Genomic DNA, 10,459 nt, shown 5'->3' with positions numbered 1-10,459 from the left:
GGGTACGGGGGCGGCAGCGGCTCCCCGCCCGGCAGCCCGGGCAGGGCAGGGAGCACCGGCGGGTCCTGCGGGTCGAGGCGGTAGCCGCCCGGGACCGCCCGCAGGTCGGCCCCCACGAGGGCGCGGATCCGCGACGCGTGGCTGTGCAGGGTGTGCTCGGCGCTGGGCGGGGGCCCCGTCGGCCACAGCGCGGCGATCAGGCGCTCCCGGGGGACCAGCGCGCCCCGGTGCGCCAGCAGCACCGCCAGCAGGGCGCGCTGACGGGAGCCGCGGACTGGCTCTGCCCCCTCCGCGGTCACGAGCTCCACAGGCCCCAGGACCCCGTACCGCATGAGGCCGATCGTGGCCCCCGGGGGGTGGGCGCGGCAAGGGGTGCCGCACCGCGGTGCAGGTGGACGCGGTTCCGCCACGGCGCCGCGGGCCGTGGTACCCCGCCCGGCTCACCCGCGCGGGGTAGCGTGCGACGAGCACTGCCGACCCGCCCCGGAGGGACCCGCCGCATGGCCCTGGACACCGCCCCGACCGCCGACCCGACGCGCGCCGCCCGGGTGCTCGACACCGCGGACACCCGCGACGCGCACTGGCGGGACCTGTACCGGGACCTGCACGCGCACCCCGAGCTGTCGGGCCGCGAGCACCGCACCGCCGCGGCGCTCGCGGCCGAGCTGCGCGCCTCCGGGCTCGAGGTCACCGAGGGCGTCGGCGGCACCGGCGTGGTCGGCGTGCTCCGCAACGGCGAGGGCCCGGTCGTCATGCTGCGGGCCGACATGGACGGCCTGCCCGTCCTGGAGGAGACCGGCCTGCCGTACCAGAGCCGGCACACCGACGTGAACCCCGCGGGGGAGACCGTCGCGACGATGCACGCGTGCGGTCACGACATGCACGTGACGGCGCTCGCCGCCGCGGTCGACACGCTCGCCGGCGCGCGCGACGCGTGGTCCGGGACGCTCCTCGTCGTGGGCCAGCCCGCCGAGGAGACGGCGACCGGCGCGAGCGCGATGCTCGCCGACGGCCTGTTCACCCGGTTCCCCAAGCCGGACGTGGCGCTCGGCCAGCACGTCGGGCCGCTGCCGGCCGGGGTGGCGAACCACTCCCGCGGGCTGCTCATGGCCGCGGCCGCGACCCTCGACGTGACCGTCCACGGGCGCGGCGGCCACGGCTCGCGGCCGTTCGTCACGGTGGACCCGATCCTCACCGCGGCCTACGCGATCACCCGGCTGCAGACGATCGCCGCGCGCGAGACGTCGCCGGAGGACCCGCTGGTCGTCACGGTCGGCACGTTCCACGCCGGCACGAAGTCGAACATCATCCCGGACACCGCCACCTTCACGGTCAACCTGCGCGCGCGGTCCGACGCCTCGATGGCGCGGGCGGTCGCGGCGGTCGAGCGCATCGTCGGCGCCGAGGCGCAGGCCGCGGGCTGCCCCGAGCCGCCGACGATCACGATGCGGGAGAACCCCCCGGCCACCGTGAACACGGCCGAGGTGGTCGACCGCGTCATGGCGGCGCAGCGGGCGGTCATGCCGGAGGGCGCGGTGCGGACCGCCGAGCCGCTGATGGGCTCCGAGGACTTCTCCGAGTACGGCCTGCCGAAGGGCCGGTACGACGGCGACCCGGTGCCCTACGCGTTCTGGTTCTGGGGCGGCATGGACCCCGCGCAGTTCCCCGACGGCTACGTCTCCGGCTTCTCCGCGGCCGTCCCCGGCAACCACACCGCCCAGTTCGCCCCGCTCGACGAGCCGACGATCGCCGCCGGGCGCCGGCTGCTGGTCGCCGCCGCGCTGGAGTTCCTGGCCTGACCGCGTCCGGGGGATGATGGCGGGCGTGCCCGCGCTCGACATCGTCCACCTGACCGACCCCGACGACGAGCGGCTCGCCGACTACGTCTCGCTGACCGACGTCGCGCTGCGCTCGCGGCACGAGCCCGAGAAGGGGCTCTACATCGCGGAGAGCTCGACGGTGCTCGGGCGGGCGCTCGCGGCGGGCCACAGGCCGCGGTCGGTGCTGGTGTCCCCGCGCTGGCTCCCGGACCTCACGGCGATGCTGGCGGCGCGGGACCCCGACGGCGAGCCCGTGCGCGTCTACGTCGCCGAGCCCGCGGTGCTGGAGGCCATCACCGGCTTCCACGTGCACCGCGGGGCGCTCGCGGCGATGCACCGCCCCGTGCTGCCGCCGGTCGCGGAGGTGATCGCGGGGGCGCGCCGGGTCGCCGTGCTGGAGGACGTGGTCGACCACACGAACGTCGGCGCGGCGTTCCGGTCCGCGGCGGCCATCGGCGTGGACGCGGTGCTGGTGACGCCGCGCTGCGCGGACCCGCTGTACCGGCGGTCGGTGCGGGTGTCGATGGGCACGGTGTTCCAGGTGCCGTGGACCCGGGTGGACCCGTGGCCGGGCGGGATCGAGCTGCTGCGCGAGGCCGGGTTCGTCACGGCGGCGCTGGCGCTGTCCGACGACTCGGTGAGCCTCGACGCGCTGGAGGCGGACCCCCCGGAGCGGCTGGCGCTCGTGCTGGGCGCCGAGGGCGACGGCCTGAAGCCGGCGACGATCGCCGCCGCGGACCTGACGGTGCGGATCCCGATGGCCGGGGGCGTGGACTCGCTCAACGTGGCGGCGGCCGGCGCGGTGGCGTTCTGGGCGACGCGCGTGCGGGGCTGATCCGCGGGGCGTGCGGAGGGCCCGGCCCCTCGCCCTAGAGTGGCCGCCCGGGCGGCACCGCCCGCCCACCTGCTGGAGAGGAGTCACGTCGTTGCCGCGGATCGACGCACCCACCGTCGCGGAGCACCGCGCCGCGCGCCGACGGGTCGCCGTTGTCCCGGGTGCGCAGGACCCGCGCGCCGAACGCGCGGGCGATCTCCGGCGTCGCGTCGGTGCAGCGGTCGGCCACCACGGTCACCGCCGCGGGTCGCGCCGTCTGCCGGCGCAGGGCGCGGAGCGTGCCGGGCAGGGCCGCCTGCTCGTCGTGGGCGGGCACCAGCACGACCAGCCGGGCACGGTCCACCGTCCGGCGCGCGGCGACCCGCGGCGGCGGGGCGTGCGGGGCGGGTACGGCTGCGGTCGGCATCGGGACCTCCGGAGGCTCGGGCGCCCGGCTCTCTGGCGGCCCGGGCGCGGCGTGCTCCCATCGGACCCCGGCGGGGGGTGGTGCTCAGGCCCGGCGGCGGGCGCGCGAGCAGCGCGGGGGCCGGGGTGGAGCACCCGGCCGGCCGGGGTCGGGTGACCCGGGCGCGCCTGCTCACGAGCGTCAGCGGATGCGGCGGGCCAGGCCCTCCCGGTCGCCGACGCCGATCTTGCGGTAGATCCGGTACAGGTGGTTGTCGATGGTGCGCACCGACACGCCGAGCGCCTCGGCGACCTCCCGGTTCGAGGCGCCCCCGGTGACGAGCCGGGCGATCTCGAGCTCCCGGGCGCTGAGCCCGGCGACCGGCCCGAGGGTGTCCAGCGCGCGGTCCAGGTCGCCCTCGGCCGCGGCAACCACGGCGTCGGCGGACCGGAGCTCGGCCTCGGCCGTCGCCGGGTCGCCCTGGAGCGCCGCCAACGACGCCGCGCGGGCGTGCGCGCGGACCGCGTGCACGCGCAGCCCGGCCGCCCGCAGCTCCGGGCCGACCCGCGCCGCCTCGCCCGGGCTGCCGGCCGCCAGCGCGGCGACGTACCGACCCAGCACCGGCAGCAGCGCGCCCTGCGCCTGTGCTGCGACGGCCGCCACCCGTCCGGCGGTCGGGTGGTCCGGCAGCACCTCCGCCGCGGCCGCGCCACCCAGCACCGCGGCCGGGACGTAGCCGCGGTCCAGGTCGCGCCCGACCTCCGCCCACAGCGCCCTGGCGTCGTCCCGCGGGTCCCGCCCCGAGGCGACCGACACCCGCGTCCGCGCGAGCGTCGCGGACGTCAGCGGCACCGGCCCCGGCGCCAGCCGCATCGCCGCCAGGCCGTCCCGCAGCGCCGCCGCGGCGACGACCCGCCCGTCGGCGGCCGCAAGGGACGCGCCGACGCAGAGCAGCACGCCCCGTGCCCACGGCTGGAGCGGCGCCGTCGACCCGAGCGCGAGGGCGCCGGGCAGGTGCTCGCGCAGCTCCCGGGACCGCCCCGCGAGCGCGAGACCGAGCGCGACCACCGCCGCGCCGAGCTCGACCGCGGGGCCGTCCAGCGCGGCCCGGGCCTCGTCGAGCGCCCGCGCCGCGTCGCGGACCGCGTCGTCGAGCTGCCCGGCGAGCAGCAGCGCGAGCCGGCGGGCGGCCTGGTCCTCGGGGTCCGGCGGCGTCGACCCGCGCGGCGCCTCCAGGGCGGCCACCGCGTCCTGCACCCGGCCGGCGGCGAGGAGCAGCCAGCCGTCCGGCCGGGCGTCGGCGGACGGCCCGGGTGCCTCGGCGGCGGCCGTGCCCACGCCGAGGAACAGCTCCAGGCGCGCTCGGGCGCGCCGCCCGGGGGCGTCGTCCCGGACCGGCACCGCCAGCGCCGCGGCCACGTCGCCGCACGCCAGGCCGAGGTAGCGGGCGTGCCACTCCTCGACGGCCGCCCCGCCTGCCGGCCCGAGCCGGTCCCGGGCCGCCGTGGCGGCGGCCTCGACCTCACGGCGGTCCGCCCCCGACCGGGCGAGCGCGTCGAGGTACCGCACCGCGGTGCCGGCCGTCGGCTCGTCCCGCCACGCCGCGCGCTGCACGGCGAGCCGGGTGGCGGCGGCGCGGCGCAGCCGGCGCCCCAGCACGGCGACCGCCTCGCGGGACCACGCCCCGGCCGGTCCCGGGCCGTCGGCCCACGGGGTCTCGGGGTCCTCCGGCCGCGGCGCACCCGCGCCGGACGCGTCCGCCGCGCCACCCGGGGACGCGTCCGCCGTCGCGGGCGGGTCGCCGTCGTGCCCCGGCGACGGGTCCGCGGCGAGCGCGCGCTCCACCTGCTCGCGGGCGCGCGCCGCCTCGAGGCGCCCGCCCGCGGTGAGCAGGTGCTCGGCGACGAGCGGCGGCACGACGGCGACCTCGGTCCCCGCCGCGGAGTCGACCACCCGGACCACGCCGGCGTCCTCGAGCGCGGCCAGGTCGTCCCAGCCGACCACCCGCCGGACGACGGCCGGGCTCGACGGGCCGAGCGTCGCCAGGAGCAGCAGCGCCCACCGGCCCTGTCCGTCGAGGCCCTCGAGCAGCGCGTCCACGACCGTCGCCAGCTCCGGGGTGCGCAGGTCGGCCACCGCGGTCCACACGCCGTCGACCAGGACCAGCCGCCGGGCCCGGCGCGCGGCGGACGTGACCGCCCTCGCGACACCCGGGAGCCCGGCGGAGAGGGCGTAGACCCGCGCCGCCGCGTCGGGCGACGGCGCGGCCCCCAGCTCGTCCGCCAGCACCGCGAGCAGCTCGTCGAACCGCAACGGGGGCACCGCGAGGGTCGCCGTGGGCACCGCCCCGGCCGCGCGCAGCGCCGCGGACCTGCTGGCGCGGGCCGGTCGGGACGTGAGCAGCGGCAGCGCGGCGGACCCCTCGGCCACCGCGGCGAGGACCGCGCGGCTCTCCTCGTCGAGCAGGTCCGCCCGTCGAGCGAGCAGCACCGCGCGACCCGCACCGACGGACTCGAGGACCCGCGCGGTCGCGGGTCCCAGCGGGTCCCCGGGGGCCGGTCGCGCGGCCAGCCCCGCGAGCGCGAGGGCCGCGAGCGGGCGACCTCGGACGCCCGCCCGACCCGGGACGCGCAGGACCTGCCAGCCGTCCTCGGCGAGCTCCTGCGCCGCGGCCTCGGCGAGCGCGCCCGCCCCCGCGCCCGGGACACCGGTCAGGAGGACGCCGGTGCCGGGGCGCAGCGCGTCGGCGACCGGGTCCGCCGCGGCGTCGCCCCCGGGCCCTGCCCCCATCCCGGTCACGGTACCGGTGACGCCGTGCTGCGGCGCGGGCGCCCTCCCACCCCGGTCGGACGACGGGACCGGGGCGCCGTCCGACCGGGGTGGGAGGGCGCGCCGGCCCGGTCGGCCCCGGGGCCGACGCGCGGGACGGGCGACCCGCGGGACCGTCGGTGCATGACCCGACGCGACCACGCCCGCCGCGCCCCCCGAGCCGTGCGCCGACCGGTCGCCCCGGTCGGGGCCGCGCTCGCGGCGCTCGCCCTCGCCGGCTGCTCCGCAGCCGGAGCCGCCGCCGAGCCGGACGCGCTGCCCGCGGTGCCGGGGGAGACCGCCGACGCGACGGCCGGCGCGCTTCCGGAGGTCGCCCCCGGCGCCGGTGCTCCGCCGCTGGACGACGGCCTGGACGGCGTCGACGCCGACCTCGCCGCCCGGTTCGCGGCCGCCCGCGCCACCGCGGAAGCCGCGGGCGTCGAGCTGCGCGTCACCTCGGGGAAGCGCACGCCGGAGGAGCAGCAGCGCCTCGTCGACGACGCGGTCGCGACGCACGGCGTCCCCGAGGCGTACCGCTGGGTGCTGCCGCCGGAGTCGTCGGCCCACGTGCAGGGCCTGGCGGTCGACGTCGGTCCGACCGAGGGGGCGTACTGGCTCGCGCAGCACGGGGTCGACTTCGGGCTGTGCCAGACGTACGCCAACGAGGTGTGGCACTTCGAGAAGCTGCCGGACGGCGCCGACACCTGCCCGGAGCAGCACCCGGACTCGTCCTGGGGCTGGGGGTAAACGCTGGCCGGCGGCGCCGGTGCCCCCGTAGCGTCGCGGCATGACGACCGCCGAGCACCGCCGCCCGACGACCGCCCCCGAGGACCTCGGTCCCGCCCTGCACGCCCGCGCCGAGGCCTCGGGCCTCAGCGGCGTCGTGCACGTCTCCCGCGCGGAGGAGGTGCTGTTCGCCCGGGCGTACGGCTGGGCCGACCGCGCCCGCCGCGTGCCCGCCGCGCCCGACCACCGGTTCGGCGTCGCGAGCGTCGCGAAGGGGTTCACGGCGCTGACGATCGCGTCCCTCGTCGAGGAGGGACGGCTCGGCTGGGACGACCCGGTGCGCCCGGTGCTCGGCGCGGACCTGCCGCTCGTCGACGACCGGGTGACCGTCGACCACCTGCTGGGCCACACGTCCGGGATCGGCGACTACCTGGACGAGAACGGCGACGGCGCGATCACCGACTACGTGCTGACGCTGCCGCCGCACGTGCTGGACGACACCGAGGCGTACCTGCCGATGCTCGCGCCGCACGCCCAGGTGTCCGAGCCGGGCACGGAGTTCGCGTACAACAACTCCGGGTACGTGCTGCTGGCGCTGGTCGCGCAGCGGGTCGCGGGCGCGCCGTTCGCCGACCTCGTCGCCGAGCGGGTCCTCGCCCCGGCCGGGATGACCCGCACGGGCTTCCCGCGGTCGGACGAGCCGGCGGCGGACCTCGCGGTCGGGTACCTCGACGAGGACGGCCCGCGGACGAACGTGCTGCACCTGCCGGTCCGGGGGAGCGGCGACGGCGGGCTCGCCACGACGGCGGCGGACCTGGCCGCGTTCTGGCGCGCGCTGACCGCCGGCCGGATCGTCCCCGGGGCCACGGTCGCCCGGCTCACCGAGCCGCTGCACGTGGTCGAGGACGAGGGCATGCGGTACGGGCGCGGGTTCTGGCTCGGCCTCGACTCCGGCGACCTGGTCCTGGAGGGCTACGACGCGGGGGTGTCGGCGCGCACCCGGCACGACCCCGCGACCGGGGTCACCGTCACCGTGCTCGCGAACACCTCGGACGGGGCGTGGCCGGTGCTGCGCGAGCCCGGGGACGACTGACGCGACGCCGGCCGCCCGCGCCTCACCCGCGCGCGGCCGGCCACTCGTCGGCGAGCACCGCGTACAGGTAGGCGTCGTGCCAGACCGGTGCCCCGTCCGCGTCGGTGCGGAACGAGGCGCACCGCCGCTCGTGGCCCTCGCGCCGCAGGCCCAGCCGCTCGAGCAGCCGCCAGGACGGCGCGTTCCGGGGGTCGCAGCGCGCGACGACCCGGTGCGCGTCCTCGGCCCGGAAGCAGTCGTCGACGACCGCGCGGGCGGCCTCGGTCGCGTAGCCGGCGCCGCCGTGCGCGGGGTGGAACACGTAGCCGAGGGTCCAGGTGCGCCACGCCTCGGGGCCGGTGGGCGCGCGGAACACGTGGCCCAGCAGGACGCGGTCCGCGGTGCGCTCGACGGCCACGAACCGGGGATCGGTCTCCCGGCGCAGCGCCTCGGCGTCGGCCTCCTCCCGCGCGCAGGCGTCGTACGGCTCGAAGCGCACCACGTCCGGGAGCCCGAGGTACCCGTGCAGGGCCGGGCCGTCCGAGGCGGCGAACGGGCGGAGGGTCAGGCGGTCGGTGAGGGCGTGCACGGGCGCGACGCTACGGACGCCGCGCCCGGCGGTCCACGGGATTCCCGTGGCCGCGGCGGCTCAGCTCGCGCCGCGCCCGGTCTCGCCCTGGAGCCGGTCGATCATCTCGGAGGCCTGCGCCTTGGTCAGGCCCTCCGGGACCTCCTCGCCGGCCTCCCGCGCGAGGGTGTGCAGGTAGGAGTCCTGCGGGCCGGTGATCGGCTCGTCGCCCGTCACCCAGTCGGCGGGGTCCTTGGCGGCGTCGGTGCTGGGGTCCGGGGTCTGCTCGGTCATGGGCGCCACGCTAGGTCCGGGCACCCCGGCGCGCACGGCGAGCCGGCCCGGCGCGCGGCGTGCGAGGGCGGGGTCGATCCTGTGGTGGGTGGTGGGCTCCCTGGCTAGGGTGGTCGCCGCCCTGCCGCCGACCGAAGAGGACCCCCGTGGCGACACCGACGACCCAGACCGCACCCGACGCGCGCGTGCCCGAACCGGGGACCGGTCGCGGCCCGTGGGGCACGTCCCGGGCGGTGTTCTGGGGCGCCGCCGCCGTCGTGGCGGTCGTCTCCGGGTTCACCATCCTGTTCCCCGACACCGCGAGCGAGGTCATCGGCTCGGTCCAGACGAACGTGGTCAGCGCGTTCGGCTGGTACTACGTGGCGCTGGTCGCGGGCTTCGTGGCGTTCGCGATCTGGCTGGGTGTGGGCCGGTGGGGCGACATCACGCTCGGCAAGGACGACGACGAGCCCGAGTACCCGCTGATGACGTGGTTCTCGATGCTGTTCGCGACCGGCATGGGCATCGGGCTGGTGTTCTGGGGCGTCGCCGAGCCGCTGAGCCACTACGCGGACCCGAAGCCCGGCGTCACCGGGACGCCCGAGCAGCTCGCGCAGCAGGCGATGTCGCAGACCTACCTGCACTGGGGCCTGAGCGCGTGGGCGATCTACGTGGTCGTCGGCCTGTCGATCGCGTACACGGTGCACCGCAAGGGCCGGCCCGTGTCGATCCGCTGGTCGCTGGAGCCGCTGCTCGGCGACCGGGTGCGCGGCCGGCTCGGCGACGCGGTCGACATCACCGCCGTCGTGGGCACCGTGTTCGGCGTCGCCACGTCGCTCGGGCTCGGCGTCCTGCAGATCACCGCGGGCCTCGACCACACGGGGATCGCGACGAGCTCGACGACGCTGCAGGTCGTCCTCATCGTCGCGATCACCGCCGTCGCGACGCTGTCGGTGGTGTCGGGGCTCGACAAGGGCCTCAAGTGGCTGTCCAACATCAACGTGTCGATGGCGGGCGTGCTGCTCGTGCTGGTGCTGGTGCTCGGCCCGACGCTGTTCCTGCTGCGCGAGTTCGTGCAGTCGATCGGCACCTACCTCGCGCAGGCGATCCCGCTCATGTTCAACGTCTCGGCGTACGCCGGTGCGGAGGGCGAGGCGTGGCAGGCGGCGTGGACGACCTTCTACTGGGGCTGGTGGATCTCCTGGTCCCCGTTCGTCGGTGTGTTCATCGCCCGGATCTCCCGGGGCCGGACCGTCCGCCAGTTCGTCGGCGGCGTGCTGCTCGTCCCGACGATCGTGTGCTTCCTGTGGTTCTCGGTGCTGGGCGGGTCGGCGCTGCACCGGGAGCTGTTCGGGCAGGGCGGCCTGGTCGGGCCGGGCGGCGAGGTCGTGCCGGAGAACGCGCTGTTCGACCTGCTGGCCGGCCTGCCCGGCGGTGCGGTGCTGTCGGTCGGCGCGATCATCCTGGTCGCCCTGTTCTTCATCACCTCCGCGGACTCGGGCGCCCTGGTGGTGTCGATGCTCGCGGCCGGCGGCGACCCGCACCCGCGGACCCCGCTGCGCGTCGTGTGGGCGGCGCTCGGCGGCGTGCTCGCCATCGCGCTGCTGCTCGCCGGCGGGCTCACCGCGCTGCAGACGGCGGCGATCCTCATCGCCCTGCCGTTCAGCGTGGTGATGATCGGCATGGTGGTCTCGACGTCCCGCGCGCTGCACGCCGAGCACACGGCGTTCCTGCGTGCCGAGCGCCGGCAGCTGCGCGCCCAGATCGACGAGCAGGTGTCCCGCCAGCTCTCCCGGCAGGTCGACCGGCGGGTGGACCGGCGGTTCGACGAGCGCCTGGGCCGGTGGCGGCGCTCGCGGGAGCGCGGCGGTCGGTAGCGGCGGCGCGGCCCCGTTACGGTAGGTCGCCGGCCCGGCGACCGCGGTCGGCACCCGGCGACGGGCCTGCACCGGCCCGTGCCGCCGCACCCCCA

Annotated in this window: 10 protein-coding genes; 5 read left to right on the top strand and 5 right to left on the bottom strand. The window is 78.2% G+C overall.

The features are described from left to right. The coding region (locus AC3WUG_RS10640; RefSeq protein ID WP_492327627.1) for an AfsR/SARP family transcriptional regulator at positions 1-332 on the bottom strand (332 nt) is incomplete at its 3' end. Positions 333-500: 168 nt separating this feature from the next. Here AC3WUG_RS10640 and AC3WUG_RS10635 point away from each other — a divergent pair. Next, a complete protein-coding gene (locus AC3WUG_RS10635) occupies positions 501-1,799 on the top strand; it encodes an amidohydrolase (RefSeq protein ID WP_492327626.1) in 1,299 nt (432 codons plus the stop codon). Positions 1,800-1,815: 16 nt separating this feature from the next. Then, complete coding sequence (locus AC3WUG_RS10630) at positions 1,816-2,655, top strand: TrmH family RNA methyltransferase (RefSeq protein ID WP_492327625.1); 840 nt, start codon at positions 1,816-1,818, stop codon at positions 2,653-2,655. 34 nt (positions 2,656-2,689) lie between these two features. Here AC3WUG_RS10630 and AC3WUG_RS10625 read toward each other — a convergent pair whose 3' ends face one another. After that, positions 2,690-3,061, bottom strand: coding sequence for a glycosyltransferase (locus tag AC3WUG_RS10625; protein WP_492327624.1), 372 nt, complete (start codon positions 3,059-3,061; stop codon positions 2,690-2,692). A gap of 180 nt (positions 3,062-3,241) precedes the next feature. Next, positions 3,242-5,830, bottom strand: coding sequence for a LuxR C-terminal-related transcriptional regulator (locus AC3WUG_RS10620; RefSeq protein ID WP_492327623.1), 2,589 nt, complete (start codon positions 5,828-5,830; stop codon positions 3,242-3,244). A gap of 162 nt (positions 5,831-5,992) precedes the next feature. On the opposite strand from AC3WUG_RS10620, the gene AC3WUG_RS10615 reads away from it, so the two are divergent. Then, on the top strand, positions 5,993-6,595 hold the full coding sequence (locus tag AC3WUG_RS10615) for a M15 family metallopeptidase (RefSeq protein ID WP_492327622.1): 603 nt from the start codon (positions 5,993-5,995) through the stop codon (positions 6,593-6,595). A 40-nt stretch (positions 6,596-6,635) separates the two neighbouring features. Next, entirely contained in the window at positions 6,636-7,667 is a 1,032-nt protein-coding gene (locus tag AC3WUG_RS10610) for a serine hydrolase domain-containing protein (RefSeq protein ID WP_492327621.1), read from the top strand. Positions 7,668-7,689: 22 nt separating this feature from the next. Here AC3WUG_RS10610 and AC3WUG_RS10605 read toward each other — a convergent pair whose 3' ends face one another. Both AC3WUG_RS10605 and AC3WUG_RS10600 read right to left on the bottom strand, forming a co-directional pair. After that, complete coding sequence (locus AC3WUG_RS10605; protein WP_492327620.1) at positions 7,690-8,235, bottom strand: GNAT family N-acetyltransferase; 546 nt, start codon at positions 8,233-8,235, stop codon at positions 7,690-7,692. 60 nt (positions 8,236-8,295) lie between these two features. Then, positions 8,296-8,508: a DUF3072 domain-containing protein gene (locus AC3WUG_RS10600; RefSeq protein ID WP_492327619.1), complete on the bottom strand. Its 213-nt coding sequence runs from the start codon at positions 8,506-8,508 to the stop codon at positions 8,296-8,298. A 146-nt stretch (positions 8,509-8,654) separates the two neighbouring features. Between AC3WUG_RS10600 and AC3WUG_RS10595 the strand changes: the two genes are divergently transcribed. Next, positions 8,655-10,364: a BCCT family transporter gene (locus AC3WUG_RS10595; protein WP_492327618.1), complete on the top strand. Its 1,710-nt coding sequence runs from the start codon at positions 8,655-8,657 to the stop codon at positions 10,362-10,364. The last annotated feature ends 95 nt before the right edge of the window (positions 10,365-10,459 follow it).

The organism is Cellulomonas sp. EB106-03-03-XG116, assembly GCF_058792015.1.
The sequence above is the reverse complement of the archived record's forward strand: the minus strand, read 5'-3'. Positions and strand labels throughout refer to the sequence as shown.

Excerpts from the sequence above, each read along its gene's own strand:
- AC3WUG_RS10635 (WP_492327626.1), top strand. The coding sequence starts at position 501 with ATGGCCCTGGACACCGCCCCGACCGCCGACCCGACGCGCGCCGCCCGG.
- AC3WUG_RS10630 (WP_492327625.1), top strand. The coding sequence starts at position 1,816 with ATGGCGGGCGTGCCCGCGCTCGACATCGTCCACCTGACCGACCCCGAC.
- AC3WUG_RS10625 (WP_492327624.1), bottom strand. The coding sequence starts at position 3,061 with ATGCCGACCGCAGCCGTACCCGCCCCGCACGCCCCGCCGCCGCGGGTC.
- AC3WUG_RS10620 (WP_492327623.1), bottom strand. The coding sequence starts at position 5,830 with ATGGGGGCAGGGCCCGGGGGCGACGCCGCGGCGGACCCGGTCGCCGAC.
- AC3WUG_RS10615 (WP_492327622.1), top strand. The coding sequence starts at position 5,993 with ATGACCCGACGCGACCACGCCCGCCGCGCCCCCCGAGCCGTGCGCCGA.
- AC3WUG_RS10610 (WP_492327621.1), top strand. The coding sequence starts at position 6,636 with ATGACGACCGCCGAGCACCGCCGCCCGACGACCGCCCCCGAGGACCTC.
- AC3WUG_RS10600 (WP_492327619.1), bottom strand. The coding sequence starts at position 8,508 with ATGACCGAGCAGACCCCGGACCCCAGCACCGACGCCGCCAAGGACCCC.